General features: G+C 73.0%; 10 protein-coding genes. 3 read left to right on the forward strand and 7 right to left on the reverse strand.

Translation table 11 applies throughout. The annotated features are described in order from the left end of the window. Positions 1–38: 38 nt before the first annotated feature. The 3 genes from IF29_RS0105955 to IF29_RS0105965 form a co-directional block, all read right to left on the reverse strand. Positions 39–1,415, reverse strand: a complete 1,377-nt coding sequence (locus IF29_RS0105955; RefSeq protein WP_232242039.1) for an ABC transporter substrate-binding protein — start codon at positions 1,413–1,415, stop codon at positions 39–41. Positions 1,416–1,531: 116 nt separating this feature from the next. Further along, positions 1,532–2,761: an ROK family transcriptional regulator gene (locus IF29_RS0105960; RefSeq protein ID WP_084713624.1), complete on the reverse strand. Its 1,230-nt coding sequence runs from the start codon at positions 2,759–2,761 to the stop codon at positions 1,532–1,534. Between the two features lie 189 nt (positions 2,762–2,950). Beyond that, complete coding sequence (locus IF29_RS0105965) at positions 2,951–4,060, reverse strand: mechanosensitive ion channel family protein (RefSeq protein WP_051725006.1); 1,110 nt, start codon at positions 4,058–4,060, stop codon at positions 2,951–2,953. Between the two features lie 281 nt (positions 4,061–4,341). Here IF29_RS0105965 and IF29_RS0105970 point away from each other — a divergent pair, with 281 nt between their 5' ends. Then, on the forward strand, positions 4,342–4,911 hold the full coding sequence (locus IF29_RS0105970; RefSeq protein WP_042402598.1) for an HNH endonuclease: 570 nt from the start codon (positions 4,342–4,344) through the stop codon (positions 4,909–4,911). A gap of 37 nt (positions 4,912–4,948) precedes the next feature. Here the strand turns inward: IF29_RS0105970 and IF29_RS0105975 are convergent, their stop codons facing one another. Together IF29_RS0105975 and IF29_RS43235 are read right to left on the reverse strand one after the other, a co-directional pair. Next, the gene (locus IF29_RS0105975; protein WP_198037312.1) at positions 4,949–5,353 is read right to left on the reverse strand and encodes a YrdB family protein; all 405 of its coding nucleotides are present in this window, start codon (positions 5,351–5,353) and stop codon (positions 4,949–4,951) included. Then, entirely contained in the window at positions 5,350–9,504 is a 4,155-nt protein-coding gene (locus IF29_RS43235; RefSeq protein ID WP_051724944.1) for a glycoside hydrolase family 84 protein, read from the reverse strand. Before IF29_RS43235 ends, IF29_RS0105975 begins: the two co-directional genes overlap by 4 nt. A gap of 250 nt (positions 9,505–9,754) precedes the next feature. On the opposite strand from IF29_RS43235, the gene malQ reads away from it, so the two are divergent. Continuing rightward, on the forward strand, positions 9,755–11,995 hold the full coding sequence (gene malQ / locus IF29_RS0105985) for a 4-alpha-glucanotransferase (RefSeq protein WP_408640789.1): 2,241 nt from the start codon (positions 9,755–9,757) through the stop codon (positions 11,993–11,995). A 39-nt stretch (positions 11,996–12,034) separates the two neighbouring features. Here the strand turns inward: malQ and pepN are convergent, their stop codons facing one another. Continuing rightward, positions 12,035–14,629 (reverse strand): aminopeptidase N, encoded by a 2,595-nt coding sequence (gene pepN / locus IF29_RS0105990; protein ID WP_030250581.1) that lies wholly within the window; start codon positions 14,627–14,629, stop codon positions 12,035–12,037. 108 nt (positions 14,630–14,737) lie between these two features. Between pepN and IF29_RS0105995 the strand changes: the two genes are divergently transcribed. Then, positions 14,738–15,424 carry an alpha/beta hydrolase family protein gene (locus IF29_RS0105995; protein ID WP_030250583.1) on the forward strand — a complete coding sequence of 229 codons (687 nt, stop codon included), beginning with the start codon at positions 14,738–14,740 and terminating at the stop codon, positions 15,422–15,424. Between the two features lie 15 nt (positions 15,425–15,439). Here IF29_RS0105995 and IF29_RS0106000 read toward each other — a convergent pair whose 3' ends face one another. Continuing rightward, a complete protein-coding gene (locus IF29_RS0106000; protein ID WP_030250585.1) occupies positions 15,440–17,107 on the reverse strand; it encodes an outer membrane protein assembly factor BamB family protein in 1,668 nt (555 codons plus the stop codon). Positions 17,108–17,281: the final 174 nt, after the last annotated feature.

Genomic DNA, 17,281 nt, shown 5'->3' on the forward strand with positions numbered 1-17,281 from the left:
GCCCTCGCGGACACCGGCCCGGGTCCTGCTCCGTACTGCTACTGACCGGCTTGCGCCAGGTCGTTGTCGATGGTGGTGTCCAGGTTCTTCAGCCCGGCCTGCAGGCTGGGCACCTTGCCGGACTCGAAGTCGTACTCGAAGTTCTGGATCGAGGTCAGGTACTTGCCGCCGTTGACGGTGGCCGGGGTGGTGTTGGTGTTGGGGTTGTTGGCGATGTTCAGGAAGGTCTGGAACTGCGCCGAGTGGTCCAGCCCCGGGTCCTGCAGCGAGGCGAAGGTGCTGGGGACGTTGGAGATCGCGTTGGCGAACTGGACCAGCATCTTGGTGTCGGTGGTCATGAACTTCAGGAACTTCCAGGCAGCGGCCTGCTTGGTGCTCTTGGCGTTCATGCCGATGATGGTGCCGGTCTGGTAGCCGCGGCCGTAGGTGCTGGCCAGCGCGTCCGGGACCGGGAACGGCGCGGTGGCGTAGTGCAGGTCGGGGGCGTCGGTCTTGAGCATCGAGACCCGCCACTCACCGTCCATCGCCATGGCGACCTTGCCGGTCTCGAACGGGTTCTTGGCGCTGAACTCGTCGCCGAAGGTGTTGCGGTACTTCTCCAGCTTGCTGAAGCCGCCGAGCGACTTGGTCAGGCCCTGCTCCCAGGTGAGCATCTGGGTGAAGGCCGGGTCGGCGGCGACGTTGGACTTGCCGTCCGCGGTGAAGTAGGTCGGGCCCCACTGGCCCATCAGGTGCTCGGACTGGTTCTCGTAGCCGTGGAAGTTGGGCATGAAGCCCAGCTGGCTGTAGCTGCTGCCGCTGACCTTGGTGAGCTTGACCGCGTCGGCGTCGAACTCGCTCAGGGTCTTCGGCGGCGAGGCTATGCCGGCCGCCTTGAACATGTCGGTGTTGTAGTAGAGGCCGTAGGCGTCGCCCAGCTCGGGCAGCGCGCACTGGTCGCCCTTGTAGTTGGTGTAGTCCAGCATCGACTTGGGGAAGGTCTTGGCCGGGTCCAACCCGTCCGCCTTCATGAACGGCGTCAGGTCCGCGAAGGCGTGGCTGCTGCAGTACTCGCCGACGTTGTTGGTGGAGAAGGTCGACACGACGTCAGGGGCGTTGGCACCGCCGGCCCGCAGCGCCTGGTTGACCTTGTCGTCGGTGTCGTTGCCGACCGCCTTGACCTTGATGTTGGGGTTGGCCGCCTCGAACGCCGCGATGCTGGTGTTGATCGCCTTGAGCTCGTTCGGGGCGCTCCAGCCGTGCCAGAAGGTGATGGTGACCGGGGCCGCCGAACTGCCGACGTTGCCGGCCGAACCGGCGTTGCTGCTGCCGGTGCAGGCGGCGGCGGTCAGCGTGAGCGCCGCCGTACAGGCGAGGGCGGCGGTGGCGCGCCGGAAGCTTGCGCTGCGGATTCTCTCGGAGGGAGAGGTCGTCACGGGTTTCCTCCAGTGCTGCTGTGTGGACCTGGCTGATGCTGCGTCTGGGTGTGCTGATCCACGGCCCCGGCGCCGCGCGCCGGTCCGAGGAGAATCGTGGGGGTGGTTACTGCTGGTCAGTGGGTACTGAAAACGCGTTCCCTGGCCGTCGTCAGCGCCGACTGCAGCGCTCCGACGACCACCGGTGAGCCTTCGACGGTGCTGATCCCCAGCCGCGGCCGGGACACGGCCAGACCGGTCAGCTCCTCCTGGACCAGGAAGCGCAGGCGCTCCCCGCCCGCCTGCGGGATGTCGCCGCTGAGCAGGACGAGCTCCGGGTCGACCACCGCGACGATCGCGGCCAGACCGGTCGCCAGCCGCCGCGCCAGCGCGGCCAGCATGGCGTCGTCGCCGCCCTCGGCCGCGGCGACCGCCCCGGTCACGGCCTCCGGCGCGGTGCGTCCGCCGATGCCGTGCTCCTTGGCCAGCGCCAGCACGGCGGGGGCGCCGGCCAGCATCTGGAACCCGCCGGCGTTCTCCCGGCGGACGTTGCGGACCAGCGGTGCGCCCGGAAGCGGCATGTAGCCGACCTCGCCCGCGCCGCCGGTGTGGCCCCGGTGCAGCTTGCCGCCGAGCACGACCGCCGCGCCGACCCCGTCCTCGACCCACAGCAGGACGAAGTCGTCCACGCCGCGGGCCTGGCCGACGCGCTGCTCGGCCACCGCGGCCAGGTTGACGTCGTTCTCCAGCGCGACCGGCACGCCCAGACCCTCGGTCAGCTCCGCCAGCAGGCGCGGCGAGTGCCAGCCCGGCAGGTGCGGGGCGTAGCGCAGCTTGCCGGTGGTCGGGTCCAGCGCGCCGGGCGTGCCGATCACGACCTGCCCCAGCACCCCCAGGTCCAGCCCGGCCGCGTCGGCGGCCGCCGAGACGGCCTCGCGGACCCGGTCCACCGTTCCGGCGGCGTGCCGCCCCGGGGTGGCCAGCCGGTACTCGCCGACGACCTGACCGGTGATGTCGGCCACCGAGGCGCGGATCCGCCACGGGTTGACGTGCAGACCCGCGACGAAGGCGGCCTCGGGGTTGATCTCGTACAGCTGCGCCCCGGGACCCGGCCGTCCGGCGGTGGTGCCGACCGGCACCACCAGCCCGGCGCTCTCCAGCCGCGCCAGCAGCTGCGACGCGGTCGGCTTGGACAGTCCGGTCAGGCCCCCGAGCTGGCTCCGCGACAGCGGCCCCTGCTCAAGCAGCAGCTCCAGCGCGGCCCGGTCGTTGATGGCGCGCAGCAGGCTCGGCGTCCCCGGCTGCCCGGCACCGCCGCCGGTCGCTCCGTTGCCGCTGTGGCTGCTGCTGTGGCCTGTGGCGGACATCTGCCTCTTCACTCCTCACACCGGACCACCGGGACACCTGAACTATTAGGAAACTTTCCTAACTGTGGGCAGGAACGTACGGCCCCCGGCAAGAGCGTGTCAATGCCCCGCACGCGCTCGGGCCCCCAGGAAACCGAAGCGTTACCTGGGGGCCCGATGTGTACCGGAGTGCGTCCGGCGCGCCGCCCGCTACCGCCCGTCCTCGTGTCCCGGCTGCCGGGTGTTGGACTCCGTCTGCGTCGGCGTCTGCGTCGGCGAGGCCGCGGGCGCTATCGCGGTGGCGGCGCGCGACTGGGCCGAGGTGGGGTCGGCCAGTACGGACGGCGCGGCGATCTCCGCCGCCGCGGCCGACTCGTCCTCGGTCCTGGCCGCCGGCAGCGACACCGTCCCGACCTGGATGCCGTTCTCGTCCAGCACGGTCTTGATCCGGCGGCGCAGCTCTCGTGCCACCGGCATGGCCTTGCCCGGCATGGTCTTCGCGGCCACCTTGACCACCACCGTGTCCGCACCCAGCGAGTCCACGCCGAGCACCTTCACCGGCTCCCAGAGCTGTTCGGTCCAGGGGTCGTCCTTGGCCATCTCCTCCGCGGCGGCCAGGATCAGCTCCTCCACCCGGCCGAGGTCCTCGTGGTAGCCGACCGGGACCTCGACCGTCGCGGTGGCCCAGCCCTGGCTCATGTTGGCGATCCGCTTCACCTCGCCGTTGCGGATGTACCAGATCTCACCGCCGTCGCCGCGCAGCTTGGTCACCCGCAGGCCGACCTCCAGCACCGTCCCGGAGGCGACGCCGGTGTCGATCTGGTCGCCGACCCCGTACTGGTCCTCCAGGATCATGAACACGCCGGAGAGGAAGTCGGTGACCAGGTTGCGCGCGCCGAAGCCGATCGCGACGCCGGCCACCCCCGCGCTGGCCAGCAGCGGGGCCAGATTGATGCCCAGCACGGACAGCGCGGTGAGCGCGGCGGTGCCGAGGATCAGGAACGAGGCGACGCTGCGCAGCACCGACCCCATCGCCTGCGAGCGCTGCTTGCGCCGCTCCGCGTTCTCCAGCAGGTTCGTTATCAGCGCGGGCTGGTTCTCCCGGTGGGCCTGGGCCATCCGGGTCACCATCTTGCTGATCATGGTCCGGATCACCGCGCGCACGACCATCGCGACCACCAGAATGAAGATGATCTTCACCCCGCCGGTGACCCAGCCCTCCCAGTGGCTGCTGAGATAGCCGACGGCCTGACCTGCACTCTTCGTCGCGTCGTCGATCGAAGGGGCCGACGGTGTGGGAGAGGGAGTCTGCGTAGCCATCAGCACACCCTACCGAGGGCGGCTGTCGTCCCCCGGCGGGGAAGCGCGGGGGAAGCGCCGGGGAGCACCAGGAAGTGCAGCTCATGAAGATCTGGGGCATGAAGGATGTGGGACAGGACACACTGTCCCTGTTCTTCCGGTTTAGTGGCGCCACGGGGAGGCCTGCGGCGACACTGAGGGGAGATCGTGAAGCGAACCATGTGTGACCGGTACGGAGTCCGTCCGGACTGCGTGCTCGTCCCGGCGCGAGCCACGCGCCGTCGGCGTAAAGGGAGGCCCTCGTGCCGCATGTCCTGGTCCTCAACGCGTCGTACGAGCCACTCGGCGTCGTATCGATGCGCCGCGCCCTCGTTCTGGTCCTCGACAAGAAGGCTGTCAGCCTTGAGGACTCCGGGGTTCTGATGCATAGCGCCACCAGCGCCATTTCGGCGCCGTCCGTCGTTCGTCTGACCCGCTTCGTGCGGGTCCCTTTTCGTGGTCCTGTTCCGCTCACCCGGCGTGCGCTCTTCGCCCGCGACGGGGGCCGGTGCGTGTACTGCGGTGCCGTCGCAACCAGCGTCGACCACGTGGTGCCCCGCAGCCGGGGCGGGCAGCACCGCTGGGACAACGTGGTGGCGGCCTGCCGCCGCTGCAACCACGTCAAGGCCGACCGCCACCTCGCCGACCTCGGTTGGCGGATGAAGCGGCCTCCGGCCCCGCCCAGCGGCCTCGCCTGGCGGATCATCGGCACCGGCCACCGGGACCCCCGTTGGCGCCCGTATCTGGAGCCCTACGGCTCCCGTGAGGAGGTTTCCCACGTCGCCCCCGACGTCCCTCGACCGGAGGCACCGACCGAACGACTGTCCGCCTAGCCGTCGCAGCGGCGAGGCTCCCGTGTCGAACCCTCCGTCACCCGTTCAAGCCGGTGACGGGGGGTTCGGTGCTGTCCGGGCGCCGGCTGTGGAACAGCGCGTTGCGGTCCACCGTCGCCAGCGCGGTGTTGACCAGGGCGACGACGCCGAAGGCGATCGCCCAGCCGCCGTGGCCGAGCACCGCCAGGCAGGCGGCCGCACCGCCGAAGACCGCCGCCTTGAGCAGCAGCACCCCCGGCAGGGGGACCCGGAACTTCGCCTTGGGCGCGGCGATCAGCCCCCACAGCACCATTGCCGCGGCTGGCGTGCCGAGACCGAGCAGCAGGTGCACCGCCACCCCGCTCCCGGTGCTGAAGCCCCACCAGGCCAGCACCGCGAAGGCGGCCAGCTCCAGCAGGAAGGCCAGGCCCTCGTTCACCACGTGCACCTGTCTCGGGATCACCCGTCAGCCCCTGCTCCCGGATCCGGTGTGGCCGATGCGCTCGTGCTCGCCCCGGTCGTCGCCCCGCCGGTGCCGGTCGGGTCGGTGCTGGGCGGAGCCGAGGCGGTGCCGGACGCGGAGGCGCCGGCGGACGGGGTCGCCGTGGCCGAGGCGGACGGCTGGGTACTCGCGCCGGTGCCGGGAGCCTGCGACGGGGTCCCGGTCGGCGGGACGCCGGAGCCGCCGGTGGACTGGGTCCCGGCGACCGCGTAGAGCTCGATCCCGAAGAGCGAGTAGCCGAAGCGGGTCCCCCGCTGCACCCCCTGCATCCTGACGAAGCGGACATTCGGGGCGTCGAAGTGGACCGTCTCGTCGCCGCCCTGACCGTTCGGCACAGTGGCGACCGTGGTCCAGGTCACCCCGTCCGTCGAGGTCTCGATCCGGTACTGCGCGGCGAAGGTGTCCGGCCAGTGCAGCACCGCGGCGCCCAGCGTCGCGGCCTGCGGGAGCTCCAGCTGGACCCAGGCGTCGTCCTCGGCGGGCGAGAGCCAGCGGGTGGTCTCGTCGCCGTCGTTGACGTTGCCCGCCCCGAAACCGTTGCCGGCGTCGCCGGAGGCGGTGGCAGTAGCGGTGGGTGCCAGATCGGGCCCGGAGGTGCGCGGATACACGTGCACCTGCACCGTCCGGCTGATCTTCTGACCGCCCGCGGACGGTGTGAACACCACCGGTACGGCGTAACTGCCCAGCGGGGTGCCGGCCGCCGCGGTGATGTGCACCGCGGTCGCCGCCGTGCCGCCGCGCGGCAGAGCCACCGCTCCCGAGGTGGTCACCGCCAGGCCCTTGAGGCCCTTCGGCAGTTCGGCGGCCAGGGTGCCGGAGGCGCCGGAGAAGCCCAGCGCCTGGAGGTCGCCGGTCAGGTCGACCGAGTCGCCGCCCGCCTCGACGTCGACGCTCTGGTCGGGCAGCTGCAGCGTGGCCACCGGGGTGTCCGCGTACCAGGGCACCACCTGGTCCACCACCGGCGGGGGGCTGCCGGCGGCCCAGACCAGCCGGATCTGGTCGACGTCGGCGCGCGGGTCGGCGGCCAGCTCGGTGTAGCCGGCACTGAGCGGACCCAGCCGCACCCAGCCGGTCGCGGGCGCGGCGCTGGTGGCGCCCTTCGCCGTGCCCTTCGCCGGCGTCGCGGCCTTGGCGCCCTTGGCCGGCGTGGCGGCCTTCGCGGCCGTCTTCGGCGCCACCTGGTGCACCTCGATCCAGCCCTTGGCCGCCACGGTGGGATCGGTCAGCACCACCACCCGGCTCAGCGCCCGCGCGGTGCCCAGGGTCACCGTCAGCGCGTCGCCCGCCTGGGGCGCGGCCACGGCCCGGTAGGCGCTGTTGAGGTCACCGTCCGTCACGTTCGAGACCGGGAAGCCGGGCTGGCCCACCGGGCCGCCGCTCGCGGTCAGCGGGTCGCTCGGCGCGGTCACCGTGAACTCGCGCACCGCCACCGCGTTGGCCTGCGTCGCCGTGGCCCGCAGCCGGACGTAGCGGGCGGTGGTGCCGGCCGGCAGCGTCGCCCTGATGGTCTCCTGGTCGTGGTAGGTCCCGACGGTGTGCCAGCCGCCGTCCCCGGTGGAGTACTCCAGCACCGCGTCGTGCAGGTAGTCCCCGGCCGCCGGACCGTCGTCGCCCGAGCCCATCAGCACCGAGACGGTGCCGACCTGCTGCGCGCTGCCCAGGTCCACCCCGATGGTGTCGGACACCTGCGGCGGCGCGTCGCTCCAGTAGTAGGTGCTCGGGTCGCCGTCGACCATCAGCGAGGGGTCGTGGTCCTGGGAGGTGCCCAGGGTGCTGGTCGGAACGGTCGAGCTGGCGCCGAGGCCGGCCCAGCTGTTCGACGCCACCAGGACCCGCTTGAGGAACGCGTCGAGCACGCCGCTGCCTATGGTCGCGTCCGACTGGGACAGCTGCTGCATCAGCTGACGCAGCTTCAGCTGGTCCGCCCAGGCCGAGGCGCCGGCGCCGGAGCGCTGCGCCGTGAGCATGTCCACGGCGGTCTGCCCGGCCCGGCCGTACAGCGCGAGCTGGGCGAGCCAGTCGCCGTCCTCGGCCGGGACCTCCCCGGCGGCGAGGGCGGCCGGTGCCCCCGCCATGGTGGTGAAGGCCGCCCGCAGCGCGGCGGCGGAGCCGTTGCCGCCCAGGGTGGACCAGAAGGCGCTGATCAGCGGGCGCAGATAGGCCGACTCCTGCTGGTCCGCGGTCGGCGTCGTGGCCGCCTGGGTCCCGCCGGCCTGGAAGTCCCCGGTCTTGGCCGCCTGCGGCGCGAGGTTCTCCGCCGGCGAGGCGCTGTTCCCGGCCAGTGCCGCCAGCGCCGCCGCGGCCTTGGGCTGACCTGACGCCAGGTCCTGCTCCGCCGCCCGCCAGGACGCCTGGGCGTCGTAGCCGGTCGGGTTCCAGGCGAAGTCGGCCGCCGTGAACAGCGGTATCCGCGAGATGACCGGCTGCTGCATGGCATTGACCAGCAGTGCCGCGGAGCCGATGGCCACCCCGCTGTCCCGGCCGGCGTAGGGGCCGAGGTAGAGCCGGTCCGGGGTGGAGTCGTTCACCAGGTAGTTGTCCTGGGTCACCAGCGGATGCCCGAACGCCTGCGCGGCGGCGCTGGTCTGACTGCCGGTGATGGTCGTCGGCTGCACCCCGACACCGGTCCAGGCCACCTGCACCGACGGGTCCAGGTCCTTGGCCAGCGCGGTGCGGTACGGCGTCGCGCCGTCCTGGTAGTACTCGGTCGGCAGCAGCATCAGCGGAGCAGCGTCCGGATGGCCGGAGAGGAACCGTTGGATCACCACTGCGGCCAGGTCGCTCTGGGCCCTGGCCATCGCGGCCGCGCCCCGGCCGTACCGGGCCACGTCGGCGTCGCAGTGCCAGTGGCTGAAGCTGCTGTCCTGGAACTGCAGCTGGAACGAGCGGAAGCCCAGCGCCCAGAGCGACTCCAGCTTGGCGATCAGCGCGTCCTGGTCCTTGGCCGAGCTGAAGCAGACCGAACCGCCCAGGGACAGGCCGTAGCCCAGGGTCACGTGGTTCAGCGACGCCGCCTGACCCAGCGTCCGCAGTTGCTGCCGCTGGTCGGCGGGGTACTCCTCGCGCCAGCGCGAGGAGCGGAACGGGTCGTCGCCGGGGGAGTAGAGGAAGTAGTTCTGCTTGGTGCGGCCGAGGAAGTCGACCTCGTCCAGGGTCTGCTGCTCGGTCCAGGGGGTGCCGAAGAATCCCTCCTCGGTGCCGCGCACCGGGGTGGTCGGCCAGTCGCTGACCCGGACCCCGGGGAGCTCCGCGCCGGTCCCGGTCCGCACGAACAGCTGCCGCAGCGACTGCGCCGCGTTGTAGGTGCCGTCGGCGTCGACCCCGGCCAGCACGGCGGCGCCGGCGGTGCCCCCGGCGACCTGCTGCCGACCCACCGCCAGTACGTAGCCGCCGGCGGGCAGCCCGGCCGGGCTCAGCGGCTCCTCGGTGCCGCCGGAGGCCGCGATCCCGCGCAGGGCGCGGTCGGTGGCGCCGCCGGCCCCCTCGGCCAGGCCGCCGACGTAGACGGTGAGGCTGCCGGGCGCCGGGTCGGTGGTGGGGGTCGCGGTCGACTCGTCGATCTGCTGCACCCCGGCCGCCTTCAGCGCGGCCCGCACCTGCTCCAGGGCGCCGGGGTCGGCCTGCGGCGCGGCCACGACCGCGACCCGTTCGGGCACGGCCACCGCGGCGCCGTAGGACTCCTGGGACTGCGGCCGGGGGTAGATCTGCGGCGTCGTCACCGCACCGGACTGCACCGTCGTCGTCGCCTTCGCGGTCCCCGCCGTCGCCCCCGCGGACGGGGTCGCGGCGAGGGCGGTCTGCGGTCCGGCCGCGACCATCCCGCCCACCACGGCGGCCACGGTCAGTGCCGCGCTGGCCCGCAGCGCGGCCCCGCGCCGCCGGGTCCGGGCCGCGGCCACCCGCACCCGGTCCAGCAGCGGTTCGGTGCCCTTGAACTCCGAGATCAACCGGTCCGCCGTGGCCGGCGCCAGCCGCCGTACGGTCCTGGCCGCGGTACGCCGAGCGCTGAGCGCGGGCCCCGAGTACACCACCGACTGGAGCGCGGAACTCTGCTCCAACTGCCGACGGAGTCCGCTGCCGACGGTGGCGGGGAGGGAAGGCCGGTGCTCCACGCGGTCTCCTGGTGCCTGCGGTCAGTGAGTGGGCGGGCTAAGACCATCAGAGAGCCGTGTCCACTGTCAACGAGCGTGCTTCCCGCGAACGGCCGCCGATCCGGAACTCCACGAGTGAACCCCGGCGCTGCCGGTGTCGTTGTACCCCATACCCGGGTAGGAGCCTGGAGGCTGCGGAAGGTCCAGCCCGCTCCGATCACCGCTCCGCCCGCCCTGCCCCGCCTCCCTGCGCCGAGGAGCCCCCGTGGCCATTGCCGCCTCCGTCCCCGCCGACGTGCCGTCAGCATCCGCCGAGTCCGGCGCAGCCGGCCCCGCGCTGCTCGCGCTCGCCCGCGCGCACGGCGTCGACTCCGTCCGGGAGGGTCCCGAGGGGCGTGCCGCCGTCTCCGGCGACACCCTGGTCGCGGTCCTGGCCGCGCTGGACGTCGACGCCTCCACCCCGGACGCCGCCGCCCGCGCCCTGGACGCGCTGCACCACCGCACCGCGACCCGGCTGCTGCCGCGGGTCGTGGTCACCCGGGCCGGGCAGCCGCACGACCTCACCGTGCCGATGGACACCGAGGTCTGGATCGAGTTCTCGGACGGCCACCCGCCGCGCAACCTGGACCACCGCCCCGCCACCGGACGCATCCCCGGCGACCTCCCCCCGGGCCGGCACACCCTGTGCGCCCGCCGCAACGGCCGCGCCTCGGCCGCCCCGCTGCTGGTCACCCCGGCTCGGCTGCCGGGCGTGCGGCAGCGCAGCTGGGGCTTCCTGGCCCAGCTCTACTCCGTGCTCTCGCAGCACTCCTGGGGCATGGGCGACCTGGCCGACCTGGCCGATCTGGCGCAGTGGGCCGGCCATGCCCACGGCGCCGGCTTCGTCCAGGTCAACCCGCTGCACGCGGGTCTGCCGGCGACCCCGGGGGCGATGACCGACCCGTCCCCCTACCGTCCCTCCTCGCGCCGCTTCGCCGACCCGGTCCATCTGCGGGTGGAGGCCGTCCCTGAGTACCCCTACCTGGACGCGCCCGCCCGCGACCGCGTCCACGAGCTGGCCCGGCACGGCGCGGCGCTGCGCGACGCGGTGCTGCTCAGTGACGGACTGGTGGACCGCGACGCCACCTGGACACTCAAGCACGAGGCACTGACACTCCTTCACCAGGTCCGCCGCAGCCCCGGCCGGGAGGCCGCCTACCAGGCCTTCCTCCGCCGCGAGGGGGCCGGTCTGGAGGCCTATGCCACCTGGTGCGCGCTGGCCGAGGTGCACGGTCCGGCCTGGCGCTCCTGGCCGGCCGGGCTGCGCGACCCGGGTTCGGCCGCGGTCCACCGGGCCGCCGCCGACCTGTCCGGACGGGTCGAGTTCCACCGCTGGCTGGCCTGGCTGGTGGACGATCAGCTCGCCGCCGCCCAGTCCGCCGCCCGCGGCGCCGGGATGCCGGTGGGCCTGATCCACGACCTCGCGGTCGGCTGCCACCCCGAGGGCGCCGACGCCTGGGCCCTGCAGAACTGCCTGGCCACCGGCATCTCGGTGGGCGCGCCCCCGGACGCCTTCAACGCCCGCGGCCAGGACTGGGGCCTGCCACCCTGGCGTCCGGACGCGCTCGCCGACGCCGCCTACGAACCCTTCGCGGCGCTGCTGCGCGGCGTGGTGCGGCATGCCGGCGCGCTGCGGATCGACCACGTGATGGGCCTGTTCCGGCTCTGGTGGGTGCCGGAGGGCCGCCCGCCGACGGAGGGCACCTACGTCCGCTACGACCACGAGGCGATGCTGGGCGTGCTCGCCCTGGAGGCGGAGCGCGCGGGCGCGGCCGTGATCGGCGAGGACCTGGGCACGGTCGAGCCGGGCGTCCGCGAGCAGCTCGCCGACCGGGGCATCCTGGGCACCTCGGTGCTCTGGTTCGAGCGGGACTACGGCGACGACGCCAAGGGCACCCCGCTGCCGCCGGAGCAGTGGCGCGAGCAGTGCCTGGCCACCCTCACCACCCACGACCTCCCCAGCACCGCCTCCCGGCTCAGCGGCGAGCACGTCGAACTGCGGCACCGGCTGGGCCTGCTGACCCGTCCGCTGGCGGAGGAGCAGGCCGACGCCGAGTCGGACGTCGAGGAGTGGCTGGGCGAGCTGGCCGGCGAGGGGCTGCTCTCGGTCTCCCCGTACGGCGACGGGCCGGCCGCAGACCTGACCGAGCCGGCCGAGGGAGAGGTGGTCCCGGCGGCGGTCGCCGCCCTGCACCGCTACCTGCTGCGCACCCCGGCCCGGCTGCTGGGGGTCTGGCTGCCGGACACCCTGGGCGACCCGCGCCCGCAGAACCTGCCCGGTACCTCCAGCGAGTACCCCAACTGGCGGCTTCCGCTCGCCGACGCCCAGGGCCGGCCCGCCTCGCTGGAGCAGGTCACCGCCTCCCCCCGGACCGAGGCGCTCACCGCCGTCATGAACGAACCGGCCCTCGCCCCCCGCACCGGCGAAGCGGTGGGGGAGCAGGGGCCGGGAGCGGAGTCGAGCTACAGCTGACCAGCCGTCAACCCGACGACGGGTCAGCCGGTGGAAGGGTCAGCGCTGCCCCGCCGCCCGGTCGACGGCCTGGGCGCGCAGCGCGCGCTCCACGCCGGCCCGGCACTCGACGACCATCCGGCGCAGCGCCGGCGCCGGGTCGGCCGAGGCCAGCCAGGCGTCGGTGGCGTCCAGCGTCGCCTGCTCGACCTGCAGCGACGGGTAGAGCCCGACGATGATCTGCTGGCCCATCTCGTGCGAGCGCTGCTCGAAGATCCCCTTGATCGCGGCGAAGTACTTCGCCGTGTAGGGGGCCAGCAGCTCCCGCTGGTCGGCCTGCTCGAAGCCGGCGATCGCCGCCTCCTGGACGGTGTTGGTCAGCGTCTCCGCCTCCACCACCGAGGCCCAGGCCGCAGCCTTGGCGGCCGCGGTCGGGAGCGCGGCCCGGCAGGACGCCGCGTGCTGCTGCCCGGCCGCGGTGTTGTCGCGCACCAGCTCGTCGACGATGGTGTCCTCGTCGACCCGGCCGGTCGCGGACAGCCGCTCCAGGAAGGCCCAGCGCAGCTCGTCGTCGACGGTCAGGCCCTCGACGGTGCTGCTGCCGTCGAGCAGCCCGGCCAGCAGGTCCAGCTGCTCGTCGGTGCTGGCCAGGCCGGCGAAGGTGCGGGCCCAGGACAGCTGGTGGTCCCCGCCGGGCTCGGAGGAGCGCAGCAGCTCCAGCGCGGTGCCGGCGAAGCGGGCCAGGCCCTCGGCCCGCCACTCCGGGTCGGCGTAGAGCTCGACGGCCAGCTTGGCCTGCCGCTGCAGCGACTGGACCACACCGATGTCGGACTCCCGGCCGACGCCGCTGATCACCAGGGCCAGGTAGTCCCGGGTGGCCAGCTCGCCGTCGCGGGTCATGTCCCAGGCGGAGGCCCAGCACAGGGCGCGCGGCAGCGACTCGGTGAAGTCGGCGATGTGCGCGGTGACGTTGGCCAGCGACTCCGCGTCCAGGCGCACCTTGGCGTAGGACAGGTCGTCGTCGTTGAGCAGGACCACGGCCGGCCGCTTGCGCCCGGCCTGCACCGGCACCGACGTGAGCTCGCCGTCGACGTCCAGCTCGATCCGCTCGGCGCGCACCAGCGCGCCCTTCGCGTCCAGGTCGTACATGCCGACCGCGATGCGGTGCGGCCGCAGCACCGCCTCGCCCTTGGCGCCGGCGGGCAGCGCCGGGGCCTCCTGGCGGATCGAGAACGAGGTCAGCACGCCGTCGGCGTCCACCTCCAGCTCGGGGCGCAGGATGTTGATCCCGGCCGTCTCCAGCCAGGCCTTGGACCAGGAGGCCAGGTCGCGTCCCGAGGTCTCCTCCAGCGCGCCCAGCAGGTCGCTGAGCCGGGCGTTGCCCCAGGCGTGGCGCTTCATGTAGGCCTGCACGCCGGCGAAGAAGGCGTCCTGGCCGACGTACGCCACCAGCTGCTTGAGCACCGAGGCGCCCTTGGCGTAGGTGATGCCGTCGAAGTTGACCTGGACGTCCTCCAGGTCGTTGATCTCCGCCATGATCGGGTGCGTGGACGGCAGCTGGTCCTGCCGGTACGCCCAGGTCTTCATCTGGTTGGCGAAGGTGGTCCAGGAGTTGGGCCACTTGGTCCCGGGCGCCTCGGCCAGGCAGATGCCCTCGGCGAAGGTCGCGAAGGACTCGTTCAGCCACAGGTCGTTCCACCACTCCATGGTGACCAGGTCGCCGAACCACATGTGCGCCAGCTCGTGCAGGATCGTCGAGGCGCGGACCTCGTAGGCCGCGTCGGTCACCTTGGAGCGGAACACGTACTGGTCCCGGATGGTGACCGCGCCGGCGTTCTCCATCGCGCCGGCGTTGAACTCGGGCACGAACAGCTGGTCGTACTTGCTGAACGGGTAGACCGTGTCGAACTTCTCCTGGAAGTAGCTGAAGCCCTGCTTGGTCACCTCGAAGATCGCATCGGCGTCCAGGTACTGCTCCAGCGAGCGCCGGCAGTACACGCCCAGCGGCACGCTCTGGCCATCGGCGCCCTGGTAGCTGTCGAAGACACCGGCGTAGGGGCCGGCGACCAGGGCGGTGATGTAGGTGGAGATCCGCGGGGTGGCCGCGAAGCGGTGCACCTCGGTGCCCGCGACCGCGCCCTTCTCCGGCTCGGGGGAGACCTCGTTGCTGATCACCTTCCACCCGGTCGGGGCGGTGACGGTGAACCGGAAGGTCCCCTTGAGGTCGGGCTGCTCGAACGACGCGAACACGCGCCGGGCGTCCGGGACCTCGAACTGGGTGTAGAGGTAGGTCTCCTTGTCGACCGGGTCCACGAAGCGGTGCAGGCCCTCGCCGGTGTTGGAGTAGGCGCAGTCGGCGACGACGCGCAGCTCGTTCTCGGCGGCGAGCGACGGCAGCGCGATCCTGCTGTCCCGGAAGACCTCGGCGGGGTCCAGCGCGGTGCCGTTCAGGACGACCTCGCGCACGCCGGGCGCGACCAGGTCGATGAAGCTGGACGCTCCCGGAGTGGTGGCGTTGAAACGGACCACGGTGGTGGACCGGAACGTGCCCCCGTCGGTGGCCGTGCTCAGGTCGAGCTCGATCTCGTAGGCGTCCACATGGAGGAGCTGGGCCCGGGTACGGGCCTCCTCACGGGTCAGGTTGGTGCCAGGCACGCTGCGTGACTCCTTCGTCTCGGTGTCTGCCCGGCATCCTCCCATGTCGCACGGACAGCGGCCCGTGCCTCCGCGCACGGCGAACGCCGCCGTCCTAGGGTTCCCCCCATGAGCACCTCCAGCCCCGCCCCGACCCGGACCCTGGTCAGCACCCCCGCGGGGGACGCCAGGATCACCACCCACCCGGCCGGCACCGCCCGCCCGCTCGCCGTGCTGGCGCTCGGGCACGGGGCCGGCGGCGGCATCGAGGCACCGGATCTGCGGGCCCTCGCCGTGGCGCTGCCACCGCTGGGCGTCACCGTCGCCCTGGTGGAGCAGCCCTGGCGGGTGGCCGGCCGGAAGGTCGCCCCGGCCCCGAAGACCCTGGACACCGGCTGGCTGCCGGTGCTGGCCCGGCTGCGGTCCGGCCCCGCCGCCGGGATCCCGCTGATCAGCGGCGGCCGCAGCGCCGGCGCCCGGGTCGCCTGCCGCACCGCGGAGCAGGGCGGCGCCGACGCGGTGCTGGCGCTGGCCTTCCCGCTGCACCCGCCGGGCAAGCCGGAGCGCAGCCGGGCCGAGGAACTGCTCTCCTGCCCACGCCCGGTGCTGGTGGTCCAGGGCGCCACCGACCCCTTCGGCGCCGGATCCGACTTCCCGCCGCTCCCGGCGCACCAGCGGCTGCTGGCGCTCCCGTACGGCAACCACTCCTTCGCGGTCCTCAAGTCGGCCCCGGTCAGCGCCGAGGAACTGCTGGACCGGATCACCGGGGCGGTGGCGGAGTGGGCGCTGGGCCCGGAGGTGCGAGCGGCCGGGTAGCACCCTGATCCACCGTCACTTGTGGTACATGGACACCGCAGCCTCGTCGCCGTAGCTGCTCAGCGCGATGAGGCCGCCGTCGTTGGTGGCGTAGAGCATCCCGTCCGAGAAGGTCCAGCCGTCGGTGTCCGACGGCAGCGCGCCGAGCACGGTGGACTTGCCGGTCGTCGGGTCCAGGCTGACGAAGTGCGGCGAGCCGCTGTACGTCCCGGTGGACAGGGCGTAGAGCTTGCCGTCCCCGGTGGACTGGGCCAGCAGTGCGCCGTGGTTGCTCTCACCGTCGTAGGTCCAGGCCTCGGCGCCGGTGGCGAGGTTGAAGGCGACGATGTTCCCGGCGGTGCTCCCGTTGTCCGAGCTCAGGTCCTCGTCACCCTGCACCACCAGCAACTGCCCCGGCAGCGAAGCGGTCACCTCGTGGTACTCGTTCAGCTTCAGGTTGGGGGTCTGCAGGGTCTTGCCGTTGCCGCCGTTGGCGTCGTACATCTGCAGCGAGGTGTCGCCGCTGGTGGAGACCACGCTGACCAGGGGCGAGCCGTTGAGCAGGCTGCTGACGTCGGTGTGGTCGCTCTCGGTCTTGCGCCACATCTGCTTGCCGGTACTGGCGTTGAGGGCGGTCAGCGTGTACGACGGCTTGACGTCGGCGCAGAAGTCGTCCACCAGGACGATGCCGGTCGTCGCCACCGACGACTCGTTGCAGTAGTCCCCGCGCGGCTTCAGCCCCCAGACCTGGGCGCCGGTCCTGGTGTCGAACCCGCCCACCCGGTCGCCGCTGACGATGGTGGCCACCGAGCCCTGGATGTAGGTGCTGGCCGACATCGCGACCGAGTTGGACGCGCTGGTCAGCGGGACCGTCCAGAGGATCTTCCCGGTGCGGGAGTCGACCCCGGCGAAGACCGAGCAGGAGTTGTCGTCGCTGCCGAAGGCCATGGTCCCGATGCCGTCGGAGGTCATGGTCGGTGACATGGCGCAGGGCGTCTGCGCCGAGGACGGCGGAGTGAGCGTCCAGCTCTTGCTGCCGTCCGCGATGCTGTAGGCGGTCACACCGGTCGCCGAGCTGCTCCGCACCAGCGCGGTGCTGGTCAGCCAGGAACCGATGAGCTTGTCGTCGCTGCCCTGGGCCGGCACCGACCACGCCTTGGACAGCATGGAACCGGCCTTCTTGCTGCCGTTGTTGGCGATCATCACCCCGACCACCGCGATGCAGGCCAGCACGACCACACCGGCGACGATCCCGGCGATGGCACCCCCGCCCAGCCTGCGCCGCGGCGGCTGCGGCGGCGGGTAGCCGCCCTGCTGGGGGTACCCCTGCTGCGGATAGCCCTGCTGGGGCGGGTACCCCTGCTGCTGCGGGTACGCCTGCGGCGCCGGATACCCCTGCTGCGGCGGATAGCCCTGCTGCTGCGGCGGGTACCCCTGCGGGTAGCCGGGCGGAGCGGCCTGCGGGGTCTGCGGCTGCGGATAGCCGTACCCCCCGTGCTGCACCGAGGGGTACGCCCCGGTCGCCCCACCGGCCGGCCACGCCCCGGGCTGCTGCTGCGGCGCCTGCGGCTGCGGCGCGGGCGGCGTCCCGGGCCCCGCCGCGGCGGGGTTGTACGCCTGCGTCGGCGCGTAGGCGATCCCCCCGTCCGCCGAGGCCGGCGGAGCCTGCTGGGGTACGCCGGGCGTGTAGGTCTGGGTGGGCATGTACGCAGGCGGCGGCGGCACGTTCGACGCCCCGTCAGTTCCCCCCGCCGCGCCGCTCCGACCGTCAGCCCCTGGTCCTGCTCCGTTGTCCGCCATGCCCCCGTACGCCCTTCCCTCGACACCTCGACTAGCGGGCCATGCTACGAGGTACGACCAAACCCACCGTCACCAGGC

Source organism: Streptacidiphilus jeojiense (genome assembly GCF_000719095.1).
In the GTDB taxonomy this organism is placed as follows: Bacteria; Actinomycetota; Actinomycetes; order Streptomycetales; family Streptomycetaceae; genus Streptacidiphilus; species Streptacidiphilus jeojiensis.